Source organism: Microbacterium sp. EYE_78 (assembly GCF_023149035.1).
GTDB lineage: Bacteria > Actinomycetota > Actinomycetes > Actinomycetales > Microbacteriaceae > Microbacterium.
Map to the genome: position 1 here is coordinate 141,219 of NZ_JAHXMY010000003.1, position 21,730 is coordinate 162,948.

The following is a 21,730-nucleotide window of genomic DNA, read 5'->3' on the forward strand; positions in this document are numbered from 1 at the left end:
CTCAGGCCAGGGCGCGGCCGTGGTGACGACCTCGCGGGTGCACACGGATGAAGCCGGTCGCAGGATCGCGGTCGACCTCGATCCGCAGGCCGTACACCTCGCTGAGGTGGTCGGACGTCAGCACGTGCTCGCGCGCTCCGTGGGCGACCACGCGGCCCTGGTGCAGCAGCACGACCTCGTCGGCGACGGTCGCGGCCTGGCCGAGGTCGTGCAGAACCACGCCCAGGGCGGTGCCGTGCTCGTCGGCGAGCTCGCGCACCAGGTCGAGCGTCTCGACCTGGTAGCGGAGGTCGAGGTGGTTCGTGGGCTCGTCGAGCAGCAGGACGCCGGTGTCCTGCGCGAGGCAGGTCGCGAGCCAGACCCGCTGCAGCTCCCCGCCGGAGAGCTGATCGACGGCGCGCCCCTGCATCCCGGCGAGACCGGTGAGCTCGAGGGAGCGGTCGATCGCGTCGAGGTCGTCCTGGGTCATCGCGGCGAAGCGGCGCCGATGCGGATGCCGGCCGTAGGCGACGACGTCGCGGACGGAGAGGCCGGACGGGTGCGGCCGGGACTGCGAGAGCAGCGTCACGTGGCGCGCGAAGTCACGAGCCGACAGCGGTGACACCGGGACGTCACCGTCGAGGACGCGGACGTCGCCGGACGAGCGCTCGTGCAAACGCGCGAGCGCTCGGAGCACCGTCGACTTGCCGCTGCCGTTGGGACCGATGAGCGCCGTGACGACGCCCGGGCGGATGCGCACGGACACCCCGTGCACCACCTCATGCCGCCCGTAGGCGAGGACGAGGTCATCACCGCGCAGCTCCGTGTCCACGAGAGGTAAGCCTAGCCTTACCTGACCCGGCGCGTGTGCGCGGACGCCACGGAGCCGACCCCGACCCCGCGGAGCGAGGCCGGGGTGCCATCGGAGCCGCCGGCCTACTTCATGCGTCCGAACGTGGCGTCGATGTCGGCCATCTCCATCGCCGCGGTCGCCTCGATCAGCGCGCGGAGGTCCTTGTCCGCGCCCGGAGAGAACTCTTCGGGCCGCTCGGGCGAGATGGTCATCGGCGATCCGACGGGTGCCTGCTCACTGGCATCCAACTCGGTGCCGTCGTTCGACGGCGAGGCGCCCTGGAAGATGCGACCGGCTTCGGACTGGTCGCCGAGATCGAACGAGTACTGCTTGCTCTGCAGGCCCATGTCGACGAGCTTCTTCACCTCGGGGAACTGCTCGGCGTTCGTCTTCGGGATCGGCAGCGCGGTGCGCCAGCTCACCCCGAGCGTCTCGAGCGCCTTCGCGTACGCGTTCTCGTGCGCCTGGTCGCGGACGATGAGGTACGAGATCGTGCTGCGCGCCATCTTGTTGTCGGTCATCTCGTACAGACGGCACTTCTGCAGACGCCCCGTCGACTCGAGCATGAGGTTGTAGAGCAGATCGAGCACGAGGTTGCCCGAGTTGTAGACGTAGCTGCCCATCCACGGGTTGCCCGCGGCATCGACCGGCAGCGCACCCTGCGCGCCGACGAGGTAGTGGTGGATGTTGCTGTGGTCGACGGCGATGCTCAGCGGCGTCGCACCGCCGGCACCCGGCTCGTCGACGGGGTCAGTCGGCTTGCCCTTGTACCGCGGCGACCCGTCGAGCAAGCGCGAGATCGTCGTGCCGATGAGCTCGACGTGGCTGATCTCCTCGGTGCCGATGCCCTGGATCAGGTCCTTGTATGGCTTGCCCGAGGGCCCGCGGAAATTGATGCTCTGGAAGAGGTACTGCATCATCGTGCGCATCTCGCCGAACTGCCCGCCGAGACCCTCCTGCAGCGCGTTCGCGGCGGCGGGATCCGGCTCGTCCTGCGCGATCTCGTTGATGAACTCTTGAACGTGAAAGTACATGGTTCCTCCGATGGGGTGTGGGGATGCCTCACGATCCGCACCTCCTCCGCGCCCACCGATCCCCTCGCCAAGCGGAGCGACAACGAGTACCCTCCCGCGTCAGCCTCGCACCTCCCCCGCGATGCGCTCGTGCGTCTCCCGGACGAACGCTGCATAGCCCGCGGCGGTACGTCCCCAGAAGCGGCCGGAGGTGACGACCTCGTTCCCATCCGTCGCGCGCACCCGCGCACCCGTGGCGCGAGCGGCGCGCACGAGTTCGACGTCCTCGTGCTGGTCGAGGTCCGCGAACTCCCCCGCCGCGAGGTACACGTCCGCCCGCAGCCCGAGGTTCGCGCCGTGCACATTGCCCGCGGGGTGGCCCGGCGGGTGGGTCGCGAGCCAGTGCGCAGCGTGCTCGACGGTGAGGTCGGCGAAGTCGGGGCGGACGGTGCCCAAGACGACATCCGCCCCCACTGCCCGCAGGTCGAGCTGATGGCTGAGCCACGCGACCGGCACCGTCGAGTCGCCGTCGGTCGTGGCGATCCATGTGGCGCCCGGCGGCACGTCCCGCAGTGCTGCGAGCGCGGCGGCGACGCCGAGCCGCCGCGCGGTGCCCACGTTCCGGGCGTCGATGCGCAGCGTCTGCACCGGCCACGGCGCCGCGATCTGCTCGGACGCATCCGTGCAGGCATCCAGGACGACGACGGTCACGACCCGCACGTCCGGATGCGTCCGGCGCGTGTGCGCGATCGCCGCCTCGAGCGCGGCGAGACAGCCGCCCAGAAGCGCGGCCTCGTCGTGCACCGGCACCACGATGGCGACGGCGGCGACGGCATCCGACTCCCCCGCTGTCACGTGATGAGCCCCGTCTCTGCGGCGACCGACCTCGCGCCCGCCACGCCGTAGACCTCGAGCACGAAGTCCTCCTCCTCGTGCGCCACCAGGCGGACGAGGCCGTCTGCCGCCCGGAGGGCCGCGTGGACGTCGTCCCCCGACAGCGGGTACTCCGAGACGCGATGCCGCCAGTGGCACGCGAGCAGCTGCCCGTCATTGGCGAGGGCGCCCCGCATCCGCTCGACGGCACCGGCCAGGTCGGTCGCGCCCCAGTAGTAACCGACCTCGGACAGGACGATGAGGTCGAACGAGCCCTCCGGCCAGTCGCGGGGCAGCGCGCGGCGCTCGAGGCGCACATCCGCACCCTCGCCGAGGCGACGACGCGCGGCCTCGAGTGGGGCCTCGGCGATGTCGACGGCGAGCACGGCGTCGCACCGCTCGGCGAGCAGCTGCGTCAGCACGCCGGTCGAGCAGCCCAGCTCGAGCGCGCGGCCGTACCGTGCTCTCGGCAGGCTCGCCAATGTGACCGCGCGCTTGCGCTGCTCGTACCACCGCGACTCGAACCCCCACGGGTCGTCGCCGTTGCGACGGTAGAACGCCTCGAAGAAGGTCTCGTCCAGGCTGCCGCGATCGCCGGCGGGCCGGATGAAGACCTCGAACGGGCGGTCGAAGTGCGCCTGCATCCGCTCGTGGAGCATCACCTCGTCGCCCGGCGCGTCGGACAGCGGCTCGATCTGGCTGCGGTGGCGACGCAGGGCACGCCGCTTCACGTCGACGTTCGCGTCGTCGAGCGGGAGGACCTCGACGTCGCCCCACGGAACTTCGTCGGGCGTGCCCCAGTGCCACAGCCAGATGGGGTACCACCGGTACGGGATGCCCCGCTCGGCGCACACCTCGGCCGTCACCTCGCCGACCACCCGATGATCGCGATGGCCGTCGCCCGTCCACGGCGCGACCACGAGGCACGAGCCGGCGTCGGCGACGATCTCGCGGAGCGCCGCGGAGATGCGGGTGCGATGACCGTCGGTCCCGCCGTCGGGGATGCCGAGGAACCGCAGCTCGATCGACGGCGCCAGCTGCGCGAGTGCGTCGGCCGCCTCACGCCGGCGCAGCGCGCCGAGCTCGGCGGGTGTCGCGGATGGCGAGTCGGGGTGCGACCCCTCCCCGTCGGTGACGACGAGCACCGTCACCCTCGCCCCGCGGTCAGCCGCGGCGGTCATCAGCCCTGCCGTTCCGAGGGTCTCGTCGTCAGGATGCGCCGCCACCACGACGAGGTGGTCGAACTCGACGTCCAGGCTCGCGGGGTTCCGTTCGGCGAAGGCCTCGGCCCATACGTCCTCGCCCGTCCCCGGGTCGAGGTGGCTGAAGCTCACCATGCGCCGCGCCCCTGACTGAGGTCGGCGCCGATCCGAGCCAGGTCCCGCTCGCCGTGGTGCTGGCGGAGGTAGATCTCGAGATCTGCGACCCGACGCGCGTGCGCGTCGTCGGCGACCAGCGGCAACGGTCCGAGCGCACGGGCCGACTCGGCGAGCGCCGTCTCGACGGCACCCGCGACGATGGCCCGCACGCGGGCGGCCAGGATGCCGGGATCGGGATCGCGGTCGGATGCGGCGGGCGCGGCATCCATCTGGTGCGCAGCCGACTGCAGCGCGAGTCGCGCCGCCCACAGCGACGTGTCCACGCGACCGAGGTGCAAGCGCGACAGCTGGTCGGCGCCGTCACGCTGCGCCGCCGCGAGGAGCGCCGCGCGGAGCGGGAGCGCGCCGCCCCACCAGCACGCGGCCACCCCGACCCCGCCGGCCGCGAAGCCCGGCCGCCGGAGGTACCAACCGGGCTCGCCGACCGGCACGGCCGGCGCCGCCGCGAAATCCACCGGGGCGCTCACGACCTGGCGCAGTCCGCGCGCATGCCAGGGCCCGTCGTGAGGGCGGACCTCGGGCCGCTGCAGCGCAACGGCGAAGAGGCGGCGCTCGTCGCCGACCCATGCGGTGACGAGCGCGTGGGTCAGGTGCTGCGCGAGCGAGCACCACGGCTTGGTTCCCGTCAGCATCCAGCCGGAGCCGACGTCCCGCGCATCGAGGCGCACGCCCCCACCTTCGGCGGCGAACACGCCCCACGACGAGCCCGGGCCGGCACCGATCGCTTCGAGGTCCGGCCCGACGGCCGCGCGTTGCGCCTGGTCGAGGATGTCGAGCGCGTCGAGGTGCGGTTCGAGGATGCGGGCGGCCGCGACATCCCGCTCCGCGACCGCCGCCAAGAACGACCAGTCGTCGGCGAGGGAGCGGGCATCGTCACGTGCGGCACCGACGCCGACTGCCCACGCGAGGGTGGCGGACACGTCGGTCCCGAACCCTGCGAGCTCATCGGCCCCGGCGAGCGCGGACCGCTGTGCGCTCGGATGCGGGTGGTCGCCGAGGGCGGAGGACGTGGATGAACCTGCAGCGGGAGAACTCACAGGGGCGAGTCTGAGGTCGGGCGGCGACGAACGGCAGAGGCTTGCCATCGCGTCGACCTCTTCGCTAGCGCTCGATCGCGGCGGTCGACCGCCGATGCAGCTGCTCAGTACACAAGCGCCTCATCATGGTCCTGAGATGGGTCCGGACTCGGCGTAGTCTCAGGATCGGGTCGAACAGCCGCGCGATCCGAATTCTCGAGAAAGCAGCACGACATGGGGCATCTGATCTACGGTGTCGCACCCGCCATCAACATCGAAGACCGGACACTGCACCACCTCCGTGCTGTCATCGTGACGAAACTCCGTCGTGACGAGAGCTTCGTCTTCACGTGGGACGACGAGCCCACCACCACCGGCGATGACTCGTCCACGGAAGGCGGCCAGTACGGCAGCGTCTGGATCTCGAAGTCCTCGTCGCTGTACTTCAAGTTCGACGCTCCGCTCGGGGGCGCGCTCAACGCGGAGTGGCTGCAGCTCCTCGCGGACTCGGCGCAGAGCGTCACCGGACTCCGCCCGCTGCCGGAACCCGCGCATCTCTGACTCGTCGTTCCGGACCGGTCTGTCAAGGGGACTGGTCATGAGCGCAGGGGGCGTACGCTCACCGCATGACCGCACGTTCGCCCAAGCAGAAGACGATCGTCGCCGTCGACGATGATCGCTTCGAACTGGATGGCGATGCGTCGGTTCCCGCGCTCCGGGATGCGATCGAGGCTGCAGTCGCGTCAGGGGGAACGTTCGTGGACATCGCTGTCACCCACGGCAACTCCGTCGCGGTCCTGATCACTCCACGCACGCGCGTGGTCATCAGCAGCATCCACGAGATAGATCCGGAGCCCGAGCCGCTGTCGTACCCCAGCGGTCTTCACATCATCGACGACATCTGAGCGTCCTGGGGCGCCGGCTGCGGTTCTCGCCCTCACGCACCGCCTCCATCAGATGTCAAGCCTGTCGTGCGGATCGACGACCGCCCCGAGCCTGGGACTCCACCCTGTTGAGAGGAGCCGGTCGTGACGCAGGCCAACCCGTCATCCGAACCGTCGACCGCGGAGCTGATCTCCCGCCTGTCCGAGCAGACGTCTCGCCTCGTGCGGGATGAGATGCGTCTCGCCCGCGCGGAGTTCTCGTCGAAGGCGAAGCAGGGCGGGCTCGGTGTGGGGCTGCTCGGCGCGGGCGGCGTACTCGCGTGGTTCGGCGTCGGCGCGCTCGTCGCGACCGCGATCATCGCGCTGTCGCTGGTCCTCCCCGCGTGGGCCGCCGCGCTGATCGTCACCGCCCTGCTGTTCATCGTCGCCGGCATCCTCGCGCTCGTCGGCAAGAAGAAGGTGTCAGCTCTGTCGCCGACGCCCGAGCGGACCGTGCAGAGCGTGAAACAAGACATCACCGAAGTGAAGGAGCGCACCCACCATGACCACGCCTGACGTCCCCGCACGCGAAGTCCCCCTCTCGGCCACCCCCGCGACGAAGCCGGAACTTTCGGACGACGCGTCGGTCGCCGAGATCGAAGCCGACATCGCGCGGACGCGCGCGGACCTCGGTGACACGGTGGAGCAGCTCGCAGGCAAGCTCGACGTGAAGGCGAGGGCGAAGCAGCAGGTCGAAACCGTGAAGACGAACGTCGCCGCGCAGATCGGCGACGCCCGCGAGCACGCGGCCGACTACGTCCACCAGGCGACGGATGCCCTCACGGACGACGCCGGCAAGCCGAACCGCAACGGCTGGATCGCCCTGGCCGTCGTGGTCGTCGCGATCGGCGCCGTCATCACCGCTGTCGCACGCCGCGGCCGCTGACACATACCTCGAAAGGACCCCCGCATGTCGAAGAAGACCTCGAAGCCGGAGAAGAAGTCGAGCACGTCGGCGAAGATCCTGTACCGCCCGATCGGGCTCATCAGCGGCATGGTGAGCGGAGCCCTCGCCGGTGTGATCTTCAAGCAGCTCTGGAAGCGCGCGAGCCCGACCCACCGCGACGACAGTCCGAAGGCCCTCGAGTCCGAGTTCGGTCTCGGCGAGGTGCTTATCGCAGCGGCCTTGCAGGGCGCCCTATTCGCGCTGGTGAAGGCGCTGGTCGACCGCGGCGGCGCACGGGCGTTCGAGCGCGCGACCGGAGAGTGGCCCGGCGACTGACCCCGCGGTCAGCCGCCGAGGGGCAACGCGACGACCCTTGACGCAACACTTGTATTTTGCAAGTATCGCGACATGAGCCTCTTCATCACCTGTCCGGTCGCCGACGTCGCACGGGCCACCGCCTTCTACAGCGCCATCGGCTGGACGCTCAACACCGAGATGTCGGACGACAACGTGTCGTGCTTCGCCATCGCCCCCGACCAGTACGTCATGCTCGGCAGCCGCGAGACGTACGCGAGCGTCGGCGGCGTCGACGATCTCATCGGTGGACCTGACACCCCGTCCAAAGTGACCGTGTCGTTCGACATGCACAGCCGCGAGGAGGTCGATGCACTGCTCGAGCGAGCAGAGGCCGCCGGGGCGCGCATCGGCGACACCGACGACTACCCCTTCATGTACCAGCGGCAGTTCGACGACCCCGACGGCTATCACTACTCGCCGTTCTGGATGAAGCCGGACGCCGACCAGCGCGCGTGAGCGACCTCGCCGCAGCGCTGGAGGTCGTCGGGTCACGTTGGGCTCTGCTCATCGTCGAGCAGCTCCTCAAAGGGCCGCAGCGATACGGCGACCTGCAGCGCCAGCTCGGTGTACCGACGAACATGCTGGCCACGCGGCTCAAGGACCTGGAGGCAGCCGGCGTCCTGCGCCGACTCCCCCTGAAGCACAACACCCGGGCCTACGTCCTCACCGATCGCGGGCTGGCGCTCACCGAGACCATCACGGCGCTCGGACGCTGGGGCGCCGACCTGCCCCGGGAGGAATAGGGGTCAGCCGCCGATCGCGTTCATCCCTCGCGCAGGCTGGAGGAACGAGGGGTCGTTGATCGCGTGACCGGGGAGCTTGCCGCGCACGCACGCGTGCAGGATGCCGGCGATGACGCGATCGCGGTCGGCGCGCGAGGCATCCACCGGCATCCCGCGCAGCGCACCCGTCACGTCGTACTCAGTGAGTGAGAACAGGCAGTTGCGGAACTGCCCGTCGGCGGTCAGGCGCAGTCGGTCGCACGCGCCGCAGAAGGGTGCGGTCACCGACGCGATGACGCCGACCTCGTGCGGCCCGCCGTCGATCCGCCACTTCTCGGCGGGCGCTCCGCCACGGCCAGGAACCGGCTCGAGCGACCACCGTTCGGACAGCGCCGCGAGGATCTCCTCGCGCGTGACCATCGCGCTGCGATCCCAGGTGTGGCCGGAGTCCAGCGGCATCTGCTCGATGAACCGCAGCTGCGCCCCGACCTCCATCGCGAACGCGACCAGGTCGGCGAGCTGGTCGTCGTTGACGCCGCGCATGGCGACCGCGTTGAGCTTCAAGGGTTTCAGATCGGATGCCGCGGCGGCCGCGATGCCGGCGAGCACGTCGTCGAGCCGGTCACGGCGCGTGAGCGCGGCGAAGCGTTCGCGGTCGATCGTGTCGATGCTGATGTTCAGTCGTGTGAGACCCGCGTCGATGAGATCGGGCAGGACCTCGTCGAGACGGATGCCGTTCGTCGTCATCGCGACCTCGACCGGCCCCTCCGGACCCGAGATCGCGGCCACGCGCCGCACCACGTCGACGATGTCGGTGCGCAGCAGCGGTTCGCCGCCGGTGAGCCGGAAGGTGCGGATGCCGAGGCTCGCCGCGACCTCGGCCACCTCGACGATCTCGTCGGTCGAGAGGATGCTCGTGCGCGCCAGCCACTCGTTGCCCTGCTCAGGCATGCAATAGGTGCAGCGCAGCGAGCACCGGTCGGTGAGCGAGATCCGCAGATCGCGGTGAACGCGGCCGTGGGTGTCGACGAGGCCGACGGCCGGGTCGGGAAGCCCGGCGGATTCGGAAGGAACCTGCGGCGGGCGACCCAGCGAGATCGGGACGGCGGTCACCGCTGCGTCCCCCGTCGCTGTCTCATCTTCCGAGCCTAATCGGCGGGACTGGGATGAGGGCTGGTCAACGGCTCGAATGTGCGGGTGGCGTCGACCGGGCCTGAACGAACGATCCGTCACCGCACGGCCGCGAGCACGACCGGGTCTGCACACCCTCTCGCGAAGCCCTGGATACGCCGGTCCATATCGCGCTTGAGCACGATCGCGCCGCTCCGCTCGGCGAGCGGCGCCAGCCACCGAGGGCGACACGCGAAGTTGTACCGCCAGACGGCCAGCGTGCTGCCGGGATCACCGGGGACGGGCGTGAACTTCCACCCGCCGGCGAGACGCTCGAAGAACCACGATCCCTTCGTCATCTTCATGCCGACGTTCGACGGCGGGTTGAACGAGACGTACTCGCTTACCATCCGAAAACCGAAGCGCTGCACGGTGAACGTCCGCACACCCTTGGCCGGAGCGACCGCGCCGCCCAGGAAGTACTGGCGCCGGATGAACGGATCCCAGCGCTTACGGATCTCACCAGTCGTCTGCGAGACGGCGAAGGCGATCTCCACCTCGACCGGCACGACGCAACGGGACTCGATGACGGGCATGGACTCATCGTCGCAGGCCCGCGCTCATGACGCGCACCTCAGCCCAGCGGCACGAACCGCACCCGCGACGGGTCGACGCGCAGCCACACCGCGTCCCCCGGCGACCACCGAGCACCCGCCTCGGCGACATCGACCGCACCCGCCGACGTGTGCACCCGGACACCGGCGAGGGTCGGCTCGACGCGCACCACGTCCGCCGGCCAGGCGTTCGGCCCAGCCCCGTCCACGATCCGCACGTCGCCCGGCCGGAACACGGCGGCGAGCGCGACGCCGTCCCCCACGGCGGGTGCGGCATCCGCACTCGTCAGCACGCGACCCGCGGCGTCGGTCCACCCGCCGCGGGCCGCGACCCCCGGCATCCGATTCATGTCGGCAACCGATGCGACGAACGCGGATGCCGGAGCCCCGAACACCTGCCGCACGGGACCGCTCTGCACCACGGCGCCCGCCTCGATCACGAACAGCCGCTCCGCGAGCGCGACCGCGTCGCCCGCGTCGTGCGTCACGGCGACCGTCGTCACGCCGGCGAGTTGCTCCCGCAGCATCCCGCGGATCTCGGACGCCGTCACGGGATCGAGCGCGACCAGCGGCTCGTCGAGCAGCACCACCCGCGGCGACGCCGCCAGCGCCCGCGCGATCGCGACGCGCTGCTGCTCTCCCCCCGACAGCTCGCGCGGCATGCGCGATTCCAGCCCGCCCAGGCCGACCCGGTCGATCCACGCGTCGGCATCGGCACGGGCCTGCGCAGCGGGTGTGCCGCCAGCGCGCGGCCCGAACGCGACGTTCTCGCGGGCGCTCAGGTGCGGGAACAGCCGCGGGTCCTGACCGAGCAGCACGACTCCGCGATGCATCGGCGGCGTGTGCACCCGGGGCTCGGCCGCACGCTCCACGGTCCGCCCAGCCACGACGACCTCGCCGCCGTTCAGCGGCACGAGCCCGGCGAGCGCGTCGAGCAGCGTCGACTTCCCGGCGCCGCTCGGCCCCATGATCGCGACGGTCTCCCCCGCGGCGGCGTCGATCGCGACGTCCACGCGGAACCGCGGCCGGTCGACGACGACGTGCGCCTGCAGCCCGCTCACCGCGCCGCCCCCGGTCGCCAGCCGCGCACCAGCATCAGGACGAGCACCGCGGTCGCCAGCAGCAGGAGCGCGAGGGCGACCGCGGTCCCCTGCGTCACGCCCGCCCCGTTGAACGCCGTGTAGATCGCGAGCGGCATCGTCTGCGTGACCCCGGGACGGTTGCCCGCGAACAGGGCGGTCGCGCCGAATTCGCCGATCGCCCGCGCGAAGCACAGCACGACACCCGCCACGATGCCGGGCGCCGCGAGCGGCAGCGTGATGCGCCGAAGGATCGTCCAGCGGCCGGCTCCCAGGGCGGCGGCGGTCCGCTCGAAGCCCACCCCGGTCGCGCGCACTGCGCCCTCGACGGCGAGCACGAGGAACGGCAGCGCCACGAACGTCTGCGCCACGACGACCGCGGGCGTGGTGAACGACAGCCCCCACCCGCCGAGCCACCCCTGACGACCGAACAGGTACAGCAGCGCGATCCCGCCGACCATCGGCGGCAGCACGAGCGGAACGGTCACCGCCGCACGCAGCACCGCCGCGAGCCGCGGACCCGATCGAGCGATCAGGAGGGCCAACGGCACACCGATCACGATGCACGCCACGGTCGCCGCCGCACCGGTGCCGAATGACAGCCCGAGGGCCTCGAGCGCTGCGGGCGAGGTCACGTCGGCGACGAACGTCGACCACTCCACCCTGGCGATGAGGGCCAGCAACGGGAGGATGAGGAAGGCGAGACCGACGAAGGCGGGGACCGCGAGGCTCCGCGGAACGTATCCCCGATCGATACTCACGGCGCCCCGAACCCGTGGTCCGCGAGGATCTCCTGCCCAGCCTCGGACCGCACGAACGCGACGAACGCCCTCGCGGTCTCGGGGTTCGCGGCATCCTGCAGCGCGGCGATCGGATACCTGTTGACGACCTCGTCGGCCCCCTCGGGTACCACCGACGCGACGTCGCTGCGCCCGACGACGTCGGTCGCGTAGACGAGACCCGCATCGGCTTCACCGGCCGCGACCTTCGTCAGCACCGCCGTGACGTTCTGCTCGAGGCTCGCGGCGTCGACGGTCACACCCGCCGCACTCAGCAGCGTCGCGGATGCCGCGCCGCACGGCACCTCGGGAGCGCACAGCACCGTGACGACATCCGCCAGGTCGGCCAGCGTCGAGACCTCCTTCGGGTTGCCTGCCGGGACGGCGATCACGAGTGTGTTCGAGGCGAAGACCGCGGGGTCGAGCGCGAACTCCGACACCTTCGCCATCGTGGCCTCGTCGGCCGACGCGAACACGTCCGCCGGGGCGCCCTCCGCGATCTGCGTCGCCAGCGTCGACGATCCGTCGTAGACCGGGCTGATCTCCACCCCGGGATGCTGCGCCGTGAAGGCCTCGTCGATCTCGTCGAACGAGGCCGTGAGGGATGCCGCGGCATACACCGTCAGCGAACCGGCGATCTCATCGCCAGCGGGCGCAGCCGCCGCGCACCCGGTGAGCACGAGCGCGAGCCCGCCGAGGGCGGCCGGCCGGAGGACGGAACGACGCACGTCACTCCACCGCCAGGTCGACGACGACGTTCGTCGCCTTGACCGAGGCCCGCGCGAGAGTACCGACCTCGAGCTGCAGCTCGCGCACCGCCTCGGCCGACAGGAGCGAGACGACACGGTGCGGGCCGGACTGGATGTCGACCTGCGCCATGACGCCGTCGACCTGCACGCGGGTCACGATCCCGACGAAGCTGTTGCGGGCGCTCGAGCGATGCTCGTATCCGTCGCCCGGGTCGTTCGCCATCGAGACGGCGAACGCGGCGAGCGCTTCGCCGGGGATCTCGGCCGGCACGGCATCCGTCACCGGCAGCAGTCCCTGGTCGATCCAGCGCCGCACCGAATCGTCACTCACGCCGAGGAGGCGGGCGGCTCGCGCCACGCGGTAGGTCGTCATGGAATGATCATGCCGCATGCGCGGACTCAAGTGGTGCCAATGAGCCGTATCTGCGGATGCCAACGGCGAGAGCATCCGATCCCGCGGCATCTATACCCCCGTACACTCGGGACATGCGCCCTCTGGTCGAACCCGTGCCCGAGCTGGATCCCGACGAGCGCCGGCGGACCGCGCGGCACACGGTGCTCAAGGGCATCGGCGACGAGGGGCAGCGGCGCCTCGCGAACACGCGCGTTGCCGTGGTCGGCGCCGGGGGCATCGGGTCGCCCGCGATCCTCGCCCTGGCTGCGGCAGGCGTCGGGGCCATCACCGTGATCGACGACGACACCGTCGAGCTTCACAACCTGCAGCGTCAGATCGCGCACCGCATCGAGGACATCGGCGTCCACAAGACGGAGAGCACCGTACGCGCCGTCGCGGCCCTGTCGCCCGTCACCGTCGTCACCCCGATCACGGCCCGCCTCGACAACGAGAACGCGCAGGAGTTCTTCGTGGATGCCGACATCGTGATCGACACGAGCGACTCGTTCGCCACCCGTCGCGCGGTCGCGGCCGCCACCGAGGCGCTCGGACTCCCCCTCGTATGGGGAGCGGTCCGCGAATGGCACGCGCAGATCACGGTCTTCTGGTCGCAGCCGTCCGAGGGCGACCCGGTCGTGCTGAACGACCTCTTCGCGGTCGGCACCGAGGGCGACCCGCCCACCTGCGCGCAGGTCGGCGTGCTCGGCGCCCTGTGCGTGCAGGTCGGCGGCATCCTCGCCACCGAGGTCGCGAAGCTCGCGATCGGCGTCGGCACGCCGCTGCTCGGCCGCATGCTCGTCGTCGACGCGCTCTCGAGCCGTCAGCACGAGATCCCGCTGCGATCGGCCGCAACGTCTGCGGCGGCGAGCGCATGAGCGGGCTCCTCAGCGTCGAGGAACAGCTCGCCCGCGTCCTGGCCGCCGTTCGCACCCTTCCCACCGAGGTCGTCCCCGTCGGGCGATCCGCGGGCCGCACGCTTGCGGCACCGGCCGTCGCGGCGCACGACATCCCGCTGTTCGACAACTCCGCGATGGACGGCTTCGCCGTGCGCGCCGCGGACGTGGCGTCGGCCGGCCCGGGGCATCCTGTCTCGCTGCGGGTCGTCGCGGATCTTCCCGCCGGGGTGCCGGACGACCCGGCCCTCTCGGAAGGTGAGGCCGCCCGGATCATGACGGGGTCGCCTACACCCAGTGATGCGGACGCGATCGTCCCGTTCGAGCACACCGCAGGCGGGCTCGCCGACTCGCTCGACGTCGTCGAGGTGCTCGAGGCTCCCGCCGCGGGCGCGTTCATCCGCCGTCGAGGCGCGGACCTGCGCGCCGGGGACGTGGTCATCGCTGCCGGCGAGCGGATGGGTCCGTTCCAGGTCGCCGCCGCCGTCGCCGCCGGGGTCGACAGGGTGACAGTGGTCCGCCCGCCGCGGGTCGCGGTCGTCTCGACCGGCAGCGAGCTGACGGGACCGGGCGAGCCCGTGCGCCGCGGACTCATCCCCGATTCGAACGGACCGCTCCTCGCGCAGCTCGTCCCCGGGGCCGATGCCGAGGTCGTGATGGTCGCCCGCGTCGCGGACGATGGCGACGCCGTCGCGCAGGCCACCGCCGACGCGCGGGCCGCAGGTGCCGACGTCATCATCTTCACCGGCGGCGTGAGCGCCGGGGCATACGAACCCGTGCGGGCCGCCTTCGACGGGCACGGCGAGGTCGAGTTCGCCAAAGTCTCGATGCAGCCCGGCAAGCCGCAGGCCTTCGGGACGGTGGGAGACGGATGCCTCGTCTTCGGCCTCCCCGGCAACCCGGTCAGCGTCGCCGTGTCGTTCGAGGTGTTCGTGCGACCCGCGCTCCTCGCGCTGCAGGGACGGTCGGTCATCCACCGAGCGCACATGACCATGGCGGCGGCGGAGCCCTGGACCCCGCCGCCCGGACGGCGGCAGTACCTGCCGGCCGTGGTCGATCTCGCGGCGGGGACCGTTCGCCCCGCGACGGCGGGAGGCTCGGGCTCGCACCTGGCCGGCGGGCTCGCACAGGCATCCGCCTTCGCGATCGTCCCCGCCGAGGTCGCGAGCGTCGCCGCGGGCGACGCTGTGGATGTCATGCTGGTCTGATGAGCTTCCCCCACCTCGATTCGGCCGGCAGGGCGCACATGATCGACGTCACGGCGAAGGCCCCCACGGTCCGCACCGCCACCGCGCGCGGCTTCGTCCGGTGCAGCCACGAGGTCGTCGCCGCCCTCCGCGACGGCACCGCCCCCAAGGGTGACGTGCTGGCGGTCGCGCGCATCGCCGGCATCCAGGCGGCGAAGTCGACGGCGACGCTCCTGCCACTCGCCCATGTCATCGGTGTGCACCGCGCATCCGTCGAGCTCGGCATCACCGACGAGGGCGTCGAGATCGAGGCGACCGTCGGAACCGCCGACCGCACCGGCGTCGAGATGGAGGCGATCACCGCGGTGTCGGTCACCGCGCTTGCCGTCGTCGACATGATCAAGGGCCTCGACCGCGCCGTGGTGATCGAGAACGTCCGCATCGTCGCCAAATCGGGCGGACGCTCGGGCGACTGGGTCCGGCCCGGCGAGGAGCAGTCGTCATGACGCTCGTCCGTTATTTCGCGGCTGCCGCCGAGGCTGCCGGGACCGAGAGCGAGGAGCGCGCTGAGGCCACCCTCGCCGAGCTCCGCACGGCGATCCTCGACGAGCACCCCCAGCTGTGGTTCGTGCTGCCCGACTGCGCCGTCCTCGTCGACGGGGTGCGGACCGACGGGGATGCCCCGCTCGCCGACGCCCGGCTCATCGACGTCCTGCCGCCCTTCGCCGGAGGCTGAGTGCGCGGCCGGGCGGGCGGCTGACCTCAGCCGCCGATGCCCTTCCAGGCCGTGGATCCGTCCGACTCGAGCTGACGCTTCCACACCGGCAGGTCGGTCTTGATCGTCTCGATGACGGCCCGGCAGGCCTCGAACGCCTCGGCCCGGTGCTCCGACGCGACCGCGATCACCACCGCGGCATCCCCCACCGCGAGGCGTCCCACGCGGTGGCTGACGGCGACGACGGCGCCCGATGCGGCGCCGGCCTCGGCCGCGATGCGGTGAAGGGTCTGTTCGGCATCGGGGTGCGCGGTGTACTCCAGACCGACGACGGGAGTAGCGGCATCCGGATCGTTGTCACGCACCCGGCCGATGAACGTCGTCACGGCGCCGTACTTCGGGTCCTCCACGGCACGCAGGTGCGCATCGATGTCGAGGGCGGTTTCTTCGAGGCGGGCGATCCGCACGGTGCTCACGAGTGGTCGCCGCCCTTCACCTGATCGACGACGTGCGCCGCGACCGACACGATGACGGGGATGCCGGAGGCCACCGCACGGGGCGATCCGGGCAGGTTGACGATCAGCGCACCCTCCGGATCGGCGATGCCCGCGACGCCGCGAGAGAGGACGGACAGCGGGGTGTCGGCGATGCCGACGCGTCGCAGCTCCTCGGCGATGCCGGGGATCGCGCGGGTCACGACGCGCTCGGTGCCCTCGGGGGTCCGGTCGCGAGGACCGACGCCCGTTCCGCCCGTCGTGACGACGAGGCGTGCGCCGGTGGCGAGGGCCCGGCGCAGGGCATCCTCCACCGCATCGGCGCCGTCGGGGACGATCTCGGACCCCGCAGAACCGATGCCGGCCTCGGCGAGCAGCTCGACCGCACGAGGGCCTGCACGGTCCTCGCGCGCACCCGAGGCGGACCGGTCCGAGACGGTGATCACGTACGCGCGGAGGGAGGTCACGTGATCACCCTAGGGGCGGCAGCGACAGCCCTGGTCACGAGACGGTGATCAGCGACCGCTGCCACCCCGACGAGCCGTCGGGGGCGATCGGTGCGCGCTCCTCGATCTGCAGGTCGCCGTTCTTGTTGACCGCGCGGACCGCCACGTAATGGGTGCCGGGGGTGGCATCCCATTCCAGCACCCACTGCACCCAGGTGTCTTCGTTGATCGGCTTCGACAGCGTCGCCGCCGTCCACTCGCCGTCGTCGATGCTGACCTCGACACGCTCGATGCCCACGGTCTGCGCCCACGCGACACCGGCCAGCGGCACCTTGCCCGCCTCGACCGGCTTGCCACCCTTCGGCGTGTCCAGGCGGGACGCGAACTTGATGGGCGCCTCGGCGCTGTAGCCGCGCGGCGTCCAGTAGGCCTCGTCGGCCGCGAAGGTCGTGATCTTGAGCTCGGTCACCCACTTCGTCGCCGAGACGTAGCCGTAGAGGCCCGGCACCACCATGCGGACGGGGAACCCGTGCTCGGGCGGCAGCGGCTCGCCGTTCATCGCGACCGCGAGGATCGCGTCGATGCCGTCATCGGTGACCGCCGACAGCGGGGTGCTCGCGGTGTATCCGTCGACGCTCTTCGAGAGCACCATGTCGGCGCCGGACTGCGGGCCGGCCATCTTCAGCACGTCACGCAGGGGCACGCCCTGCCAGATCGCGTTGCCGACGAGCTCGCCGCCGACCTCGTTCGACACGCACGTGAGGGTGATCGCGTACTCGTCGAGGCCCATGTCGAGCAGGTCCTGGAACGTGAGTTCGACCCGCTGGTCGACCATGCCGTCGATGACCAGTCGCCATGTCTCAGGATCGACGGTCGGGACGGTCAGCGCGGTGTCGACGCGGTAGAAGTCCTTGTTCGGGGTGATGAGCGGGCTGATCCCAGGCACGTCGAGCTCCGCCCCCGCAGGGACGGTCACCGTCGACCTCGGCGCCGGCAGCTTCAGCGCCCTCCGGATCGCCTCCGCCGATGACGTCGCCGCGCTCACCGCCCGAGCGGTCACACCGACGATGACGGCGGATGCCCCGGCCACAGCGGTCATCACGAGGAACCGGCGCCGGTCGACTCCGGCGTCCTCGGCGCGGTCGCCGTCTGCCGAGTCCCGCCAGGCGCGCAGCCGACGACCCAGCAGGTGGAGGACGACGCAGGCCGCGACGGTCCCCAGGATCGGGGGCACGTACGCGAGGATCGTCGCCTCTGCCCGCGTGACGATCGCAGCGCCCGACAGCACGCCCGCCAGGACGAGGGCGACGACGCCCAGCGGGGGGCGCACGTACTCGAGGATGCCGGCGATCGCCGACGCGATGACGACGGCAAGGCCCAGTCCCGCGAGCAGGGCGATCTTGTCGAACTCGCCGAACGTCGTGATGGCCAGCTCCTTCAGCGGTCTCGGCACGATGTCGATGACGAACGCGCCGACGGCCAGGATCGGGCTCGCGGTGCGTGCGACCAGCAAGGCCGCCAGCTCCGCGATCGCGAGGAACACCGCTCCCCCGACGAGGCCCGATACGGCCGCCCACACGATGAATCGCTTGCGTCTGCTCTGCGTGGTCATGTCACCCCTCCATGAGTACTTCGGAGCGGACCCGTGATCAGATGCGTCGGCTTCCGGCTGCGAGACAGGTGCGTGCCTCGTGCTGGTCTCAGCATCGCCGCTCACAGCGCGCAGAACTCGCTCTTGCGCTCGGGCGCGAATGGTGGTGGAGTGCCGTGCCGACTGTCAGTTCGAGGTCTGCGGCCAGGAAGCGGCGGCGATGGGGTCGAGTTCCGTCGCGGCATCCGGCTCGGGGACGACGTGCAGTCCGGCCGGTGAGTTGGCGGACGACATCAGCGCCTCGACCCAGGCCGGGTTGATGGGGATCCTCGCCCGGTCGTCGAAGCGGAAGTCGATGTGCCCTCCGGGGTGCACCCATTTCGACTCGCGGCCACTCCCGTCGGTGACGTCCTTCACCCACGTGAACACGAACGACTCGTGACGCCGAAGCTTGCTCACAATGACGAGTTCGAGATGAGCGGTCAGACGGTCGTCGAGCTTGACGGTGACCGAGTCGATGGTGATGCGTCCCACAGCGGGAACGATCCGGCGCGGATGCGATCCCCGGGAGGGGCTTGCTTTCTCTCCGACGCGTCAGATCCGATCCCGACCGAGACCGACTCGGTCGACGCGGCGGTGGAACCGCATGCCCGCGACACCGCCGAGGACCGCGCCCACCAACGCAACCAGGGCAGCGCCGACGGCGGCCAGGATCCCGGTGAGCGTAGCGGCCTCGGGTGTCACGGGGATGCGGGGGAAGCTGTCGAGGTTGCCCAGCAGATCCCATTGGCTTCCGGCGAGCGCCGTCACAATCGCGACCACCACCGCGATGACGATCGCCCAGAGCCAGACCGCGATCCCCTGCTTCACTCCGCTGAAGCGCGCCATCCGACCGGCGACGTACCCTCCGGCGAAATAGCCGACGAGCAGGACGAGGCCGATCACGACCGCGCCGACGATGCCGGCGGTGCCGCTGTTCTCCGTCGCCGCCTCTGCCGCCTGGCCGGGGTCCGTGCCCGTGCTGAGTCCGATCGCCCCGCCGATCGCGGCCACGAGGGCCGTGAGCAGGACGACGGTGCCCGTCGCGGTGAGCCAGCCGAAAAACGCCGAGCCGAACTTGAAGCCGCCGAACTCCTGCTTCTCCCGCTCGAGCACGTCGTGATGCAACGTGTGCGCGCCAGCCGTCCGCGCGGGCTCGGCAGCCGGTGCCGCCTCGCTCCTGGGTCGTCCCGCGTCGTTGCGGTCGTCATCGTGAGTCGTCATGGGGGCGAGCTTCCGCCGATGGGTCGGTTCGCGGGCGAGGGTTGCCCCGCACTCGACGGGGGCGTATCGTTCTTCCGCCTCTGACACAGCTCCGCGCCCTGTCGCGGAGCGGACAGGGCGCGGAACCGGGTGCGATTACTTGAAGGCGTCCTTCACGTTCTCGCCGGCCTTCTTGACGTCGGCCTTGGTCTGGTCGCTTCGACCTTCGGCTTCGAGGCTCTCGTCGCCGGAATGCTTCCCGGCGGTCTCCTTCCCCTTGCCTGTCAGGTCTTCGGCCGCGTTCTTGATCTTGTCGTCGAGTCCCATGAGGGCTTCTCCTTCCGATCAGGTACTTCCCGAACCGGCGCCCACGCTACGTCGCCGTCACCCCGACACCAGGGGGGTGGCGCATCGCCATGGCGTGAGGTACCCGACGCGCGGGTAGGGTCGGGTCGGTGAGCGCTTCGAACCTCGCCCGCCGGCTCGACCACACGTCTGAGCCGGGCCTCCCGACGCATCCCGAGATCACGACGTGGCGCCCCGCATCCGCGCCGGACATCGACGCGATCCATGCGCTGACAGCCGCAGCCGATGCGGTCGACCACCCGACGTGGCTCACGCCGCGACAGGACGTCGCCGAGATCTTCCAGACCTCGCACATCGACCCGGCCCGCGACACGCTCGTCGGGTTCGCCGCCGACGGCACCCTCGTGGCGACGGGCACCGCGACGCTGCATCCCTCCCGTGTCGGCGGCCTCCTCTCGGTCGACATCAGCGGAACGGTGCATCCCGACTGGCGGCGGCGCGGCATCGGCACCGCGCTGACCGCGTGGCTGGACGCACGCGCGCAGCAGCAGGTCGCCGCGGCCTCGGCGTCGCTCGACGACGGGGGCACGGAGGGCCGGCTCAAGGCGTACGCCGAAGAGACCAACGCGGATCAGGCCGCCGTCCTGACTGCGCGCGGCTACACGCCCGAGCGCTGGTTCTCGACCATGGAGCGCGACCTCGCGGACGCGGTCCCGCCGATCGCTGCCCCGGACGGCATCACGCTCGTGGCGTACGACCGGGACCGCGACGCGGATGCCCTCGCCGCCCGCAACGACGCGTTCCGCGACCACTGGGGAAGCCTGCCCTCGAACGAGGAGCGCTGGCAGCAGTTCGTCGGCGGCGACTTCTTCCGCCCCGATCTCTCACGCGTGGCCGTCACCTCGGAGGGCGCGATCGTCGCGTTCTGCCTCGCGTCGGTCAACGAGGAGGACTTCGCCGCGCTCGGGGCATCCCATGCGTACATCGACCTCATCGGTGTGGTCCGCTCCCACCGGCGACGCGGCCTCGCGCCGCTCGTCGTCTCGGCCGCGCTCGAGGCGATCCGCGCCGACGGTCTGGAACGCGCCGTGCTCGACGTCGACACCGACTCCCCCACAGGCGCGAACCGGCTCTACGAGGGGCTCGGCTTCAGCGCAACCGAGCGGGTGGTGGCGTTCGTCCGCCACCTGTGACGCGGTCGCCCACCATGCGCGCGGTCACTGCGTGTGGGATCCCGAGGCGGGTGGCTGCGAGCCGAACGGCCACACGATCGTGAGTCGCAGCGGGTCGTCGTCGCGCGGAGAGTTGTGCCAGACCTCGCGGGGAGGTCCGACGGGCGTGAACCCGCTCTCGGCGATCCACGCGTACACCTCGTCGTAGAGCGCCAGGATCTCGGGGAAGTCCGTCTCCCGCCCCTCGGCGTGGCGGCGGGCGACCTGTCCGCCGGTCATCCGATAGCTGCGGGCATCGCCCCCGGCATCCATCAGGCCGTCCACGGGCTGCACGATCTCGAGCGGGCCGTCGGAGTCGTCCGTCACCGGCGCGTGGAAGACGCCGTACGGATCGCCGGTCGGACGAAGCCCGCCCTGTGCGGCGAGGTCGCGCAGCCGCGCCACCTCGTCGTGGATGATCTGGTCCATCTCGTGCGGCGCCATCCGGCGCATCACGCTCAGGACGGGGTGGTCGCTCTCCCATGCGGTCTCGACGGCGGGCATGCCGGTCTCCTTCTTCAGGTGGAGTCGTGCTCGACCGAGCACGACATGGTGCGCCTCAGTGCGGCGGTCCAGCGCCGCGACCGCCTCGTCGAGCAGTCCGACGGCGCGGGCCTCGTCGATCTCGGCGCACTCGACGATCTTCGCGATCTGCTCGAGCGGCAGGTCGGCGGACCGCAGCAGGCCGATGAGCCACCCCGTGTGCACCTGGTCTGCGGCGTAGTACCGGTACCCGGTGTCGGGATCGACCCGCCGCGGGGGCAGGAGCCCGCGGTCGGCGTAGATCCGGAGCGCCTTGGCCGACAGCAGCGTCGAGGCACCGAACCGCCCGGCGGTCATGAGGTCGTCGTTCGAGGTCACATCGTCAGCCTCGACCATGCCCCTGGGGCGAGGTCAAGCGCGGGTTCGCATCGATCCG

General features: G+C 71.2%; 30 protein-coding genes. 12 read left to right on the plus strand and 18 right to left on the minus strand.

The genetic code is table 11. The features are described 5' to 3' along the window. Position 1 precedes the first annotated feature (1 nt). From KZX17_RS14745 to KZX17_RS14765, 5 genes are all read right to left on the minus strand, one after another. Positions 2 to 811 (minus strand): ABC transporter ATP-binding protein, encoded by an 810-nt coding sequence (locus KZX17_RS14745; protein ID WP_248174947.1) that lies wholly within the window; start codon positions 809 to 811, stop codon positions 2 to 4. Between the two features lie 104 nt (positions 812 to 915). Next, the gene (locus KZX17_RS14750; protein WP_248174945.1) at positions 916 to 1,866 is read right to left on the minus strand and encodes a manganese catalase family protein; all 951 of its coding nucleotides are present in this window, start codon (positions 1,864 to 1,866) and stop codon (positions 916 to 918) included. Between the two features lie 99 nt (positions 1,867 to 1,965). After that, on the minus strand, positions 1,966 to 2,700 hold the full coding sequence (locus KZX17_RS14755; protein WP_248174943.1) for a glycosyltransferase: 735 nt from the start codon (positions 2,698 to 2,700) through the stop codon (positions 1,966 to 1,968). Continuing rightward, on the minus strand, positions 2,697 to 4,055 hold the full coding sequence (locus KZX17_RS14760; RefSeq protein ID WP_248174941.1) for a bifunctional PIG-L family deacetylase/class I SAM-dependent methyltransferase: 1,359 nt from the start codon (positions 4,053 to 4,055) through the stop codon (positions 2,697 to 2,699). Before KZX17_RS14760 ends, KZX17_RS14755 begins: the two co-directional genes overlap by 4 nt. Then, positions 4,049 to 5,134 carry an acyl-CoA dehydrogenase gene (locus KZX17_RS14765; protein ID WP_248174939.1) on the minus strand — a complete coding sequence of 362 codons (1,086 nt, stop codon included), beginning with the start codon at positions 5,132 to 5,134 and terminating at the stop codon, positions 4,049 to 4,051. The genes KZX17_RS14760 and KZX17_RS14765 overlap by 7 nt, the downstream gene beginning before the upstream one ends. 213 nt (positions 5,135 to 5,347) lie before the next feature. Here KZX17_RS14765 and KZX17_RS14770 point away from each other — a divergent pair, with 213 nt between their 5' ends. The 7 genes from KZX17_RS14770 to KZX17_RS14800 all read left to right on the plus strand — a co-directional run bounded on the left by KZX17_RS14770 (position 5,348) and on the right by KZX17_RS14800 (position 8,022). Then, on the plus strand, positions 5,348 to 5,674 hold the full coding sequence (locus KZX17_RS14770; protein WP_248174937.1) for a hypothetical protein: 327 nt from the start codon (positions 5,348 to 5,350) through the stop codon (positions 5,672 to 5,674). 65 nt (positions 5,675 to 5,739) lie between these two features. Then, positions 5,740 to 6,018, plus strand: a complete 279-nt coding sequence (locus KZX17_RS14775; RefSeq protein WP_248174935.1) for a hypothetical protein — start codon at positions 5,740 to 5,742, stop codon at positions 6,016 to 6,018. Between the two features lie 123 nt (positions 6,019 to 6,141). After that, a complete protein-coding gene (locus KZX17_RS14780; RefSeq protein ID WP_248174934.1) occupies positions 6,142 to 6,552 on the plus strand; it encodes a phage holin family protein in 411 nt (136 codons plus the stop codon). Further along, positions 6,539 to 6,922 carry a DUF3618 domain-containing protein gene (locus tag KZX17_RS14785; protein ID WP_248174933.1) on the plus strand — a complete coding sequence of 128 codons (384 nt, stop codon included), beginning with the start codon at positions 6,539 to 6,541 and terminating at the stop codon, positions 6,920 to 6,922. The genes KZX17_RS14780 and KZX17_RS14785 overlap by 14 nt, the downstream gene beginning before the upstream one ends. A 24-nt stretch (positions 6,923 to 6,946) precedes the next feature. Next, positions 6,947 to 7,258: a DUF4235 domain-containing protein gene (locus KZX17_RS14790; protein WP_248174932.1), complete on the plus strand. Its 312-nt coding sequence runs from the start codon at positions 6,947 to 6,949 to the stop codon at positions 7,256 to 7,258. A gap of 72 nt (positions 7,259 to 7,330) precedes the next feature. Beyond that, positions 7,331 to 7,735 carry a VOC family protein gene (locus KZX17_RS14795; RefSeq protein ID WP_248174931.1) on the plus strand — a complete coding sequence of 135 codons (405 nt, stop codon included), beginning with the start codon at positions 7,331 to 7,333 and terminating at the stop codon, positions 7,733 to 7,735. Then, positions 7,732 to 8,022, plus strand: a complete 291-nt coding sequence (locus tag KZX17_RS14800) for a helix-turn-helix domain-containing protein (protein WP_248174930.1) — start codon at positions 7,732 to 7,734, stop codon at positions 8,020 to 8,022. The genes KZX17_RS14795 and KZX17_RS14800 overlap by 4 nt, the downstream gene beginning before the upstream one ends. A 3-nt stretch (positions 8,023 to 8,025) precedes the next feature. On the opposite strand, the gene moaA is transcribed toward KZX17_RS14800, so the two are convergent. From moaA to KZX17_RS14830, 6 genes are all read right to left on the minus strand, one after another. Then, positions 8,026 to 9,114, minus strand: coding sequence for a GTP 3',8-cyclase MoaA (moaA, locus tag KZX17_RS14805; protein ID WP_374107966.1), 1,089 nt, complete (start codon positions 9,112 to 9,114; stop codon positions 8,026 to 8,028). A gap of 116 nt (positions 9,115 to 9,230) precedes the next feature. Beyond that, on the minus strand, positions 9,231 to 9,707 hold the full coding sequence (locus KZX17_RS14810) for an SRPBCC family protein (RefSeq protein WP_248174929.1): 477 nt from the start codon (positions 9,705 to 9,707) through the stop codon (positions 9,231 to 9,233). Between the two features lie 38 nt (positions 9,708 to 9,745). Then, positions 9,746 to 10,786, minus strand: coding sequence for an ABC transporter ATP-binding protein (locus KZX17_RS14815; protein WP_248174928.1), 1,041 nt, complete (start codon positions 10,784 to 10,786; stop codon positions 9,746 to 9,748). Continuing rightward, positions 10,783 to 11,565, minus strand: a complete 783-nt coding sequence (locus tag KZX17_RS14820) for an ABC transporter permease subunit (protein ID WP_248174927.1) — start codon at positions 11,563 to 11,565, stop codon at positions 10,783 to 10,785. Before KZX17_RS14820 ends, KZX17_RS14815 begins: the two co-directional genes overlap by 4 nt. Then, positions 11,562 to 12,311, minus strand: a complete 750-nt coding sequence (gene modA, locus KZX17_RS14825) for a molybdate ABC transporter substrate-binding protein (RefSeq protein ID WP_248174926.1) — start codon at positions 12,309 to 12,311, stop codon at positions 11,562 to 11,564. Before modA ends, KZX17_RS14820 begins: the two co-directional genes overlap by 4 nt. A gap of 1 nt (position 12,312) precedes the next feature. Further along, a complete protein-coding gene (locus KZX17_RS14830; protein ID WP_248174924.1) occupies positions 12,313 to 12,705 on the minus strand; it encodes a molybdopterin-binding protein in 393 nt (130 codons plus the stop codon). Positions 12,706 to 12,818: 113 nt separating this feature from the next. On the opposite strand from KZX17_RS14830, the gene KZX17_RS14835 reads away from it, so the two are divergent. Genes KZX17_RS14835 through KZX17_RS14850 form a run of 4 tightly spaced genes read left to right on the plus strand, consistent with a single transcriptional unit; the run spans position 12,819 to position 15,542 of the window. Further along, the gene (locus KZX17_RS14835; RefSeq protein WP_248174922.1) at positions 12,819 to 13,601 is read left to right on the plus strand and encodes a HesA/MoeB/ThiF family protein; all 783 of its coding nucleotides are present in this window, start codon (positions 12,819 to 12,821) and stop codon (positions 13,599 to 13,601) included. Beyond that, complete coding sequence (gene glp, locus KZX17_RS14840) at positions 13,598 to 14,827, plus strand: gephyrin-like molybdotransferase Glp (protein ID WP_248174920.1); 1,230 nt, start codon at positions 13,598 to 13,600, stop codon at positions 14,825 to 14,827. Before KZX17_RS14835 ends, glp begins: the two co-directional genes overlap by 4 nt. Further along, complete coding sequence (moaC, locus tag KZX17_RS14845; RefSeq protein ID WP_248174918.1) at positions 14,827 to 15,312, plus strand: cyclic pyranopterin monophosphate synthase MoaC; 486 nt, start codon at positions 14,827 to 14,829, stop codon at positions 15,310 to 15,312. The genes glp and moaC overlap by 1 nt, the downstream gene beginning before the upstream one ends. Continuing rightward, positions 15,309 to 15,542 (plus strand): MoaD/ThiS family protein, encoded by a 234-nt coding sequence (locus KZX17_RS14850; RefSeq protein WP_248174916.1) that lies wholly within the window; start codon positions 15,309 to 15,311, stop codon positions 15,540 to 15,542. Before moaC ends, KZX17_RS14850 begins: the two co-directional genes overlap by 4 nt. Positions 15,543 to 15,568: 26 nt before the next feature. Here the strand turns inward: KZX17_RS14850 and KZX17_RS14855 are convergent, their stop codons facing one another. From KZX17_RS14855 to KZX17_RS14880, 6 genes are all read right to left on the minus strand, one after another. After that, the gene (locus KZX17_RS14855) at positions 15,569 to 15,997 is read right to left on the minus strand and encodes a molybdenum cofactor biosynthesis protein MoaE (protein ID WP_248174914.1); all 429 of its coding nucleotides are present in this window, start codon (positions 15,995 to 15,997) and stop codon (positions 15,569 to 15,571) included. Continuing rightward, the gene (locus KZX17_RS14860; RefSeq protein WP_248174912.1) at positions 15,994 to 16,482 is read right to left on the minus strand and encodes a molybdenum cofactor synthesis domain-containing protein; all 489 of its coding nucleotides are present in this window, start codon (positions 16,480 to 16,482) and stop codon (positions 15,994 to 15,996) included. The genes KZX17_RS14855 and KZX17_RS14860 overlap by 4 nt, the downstream gene beginning before the upstream one ends. A 34-nt stretch (positions 16,483 to 16,516) precedes the next feature. Continuing rightward, positions 16,517 to 18,073, minus strand: coding sequence for a molybdopterin-dependent oxidoreductase (locus tag KZX17_RS14865; protein WP_248174910.1), 1,557 nt, complete (start codon positions 18,071 to 18,073; stop codon positions 16,517 to 16,519). A 165-nt stretch (positions 18,074 to 18,238) separates the two neighbouring features. After that, a complete protein-coding gene (locus KZX17_RS14870) occupies positions 18,239 to 18,586 on the minus strand; it encodes a hypothetical protein (protein WP_248174907.1) in 348 nt (115 codons plus the stop codon). Positions 18,587 to 18,646: 60 nt separating this feature from the next. After that, the gene (locus KZX17_RS14875; protein WP_248174905.1) at positions 18,647 to 19,315 is read right to left on the minus strand and encodes a hypothetical protein; all 669 of its coding nucleotides are present in this window, start codon (positions 19,313 to 19,315) and stop codon (positions 18,647 to 18,649) included. Positions 19,316 to 19,450: 135 nt separating this feature from the next. Continuing rightward, on the minus strand, positions 19,451 to 19,621 hold the full coding sequence (locus tag KZX17_RS14880) for a CsbD family protein (protein ID WP_248174903.1): 171 nt from the start codon (positions 19,619 to 19,621) through the stop codon (positions 19,451 to 19,453). A gap of 128 nt (positions 19,622 to 19,749) precedes the next feature. Between KZX17_RS14880 and KZX17_RS14885 the strand changes: the two genes are divergently transcribed. Continuing rightward, positions 19,750 to 20,793 carry a GNAT family N-acetyltransferase gene (locus KZX17_RS14885; RefSeq protein WP_248174901.1) on the plus strand — a complete coding sequence of 348 codons (1,044 nt, stop codon included), beginning with the start codon at positions 19,750 to 19,752 and terminating at the stop codon, positions 20,791 to 20,793. A 24-nt stretch (positions 20,794 to 20,817) separates the two neighbouring features. Here the strand turns inward: KZX17_RS14885 and KZX17_RS14890 are convergent, their stop codons facing one another. Beyond that, positions 20,818 to 21,672, minus strand: a complete 855-nt coding sequence (locus KZX17_RS14890) for a MerR family transcriptional regulator (protein ID WP_248174899.1) — start codon at positions 21,670 to 21,672, stop codon at positions 20,818 to 20,820. Positions 21,673 to 21,730 lie beyond the last annotated feature (58 nt).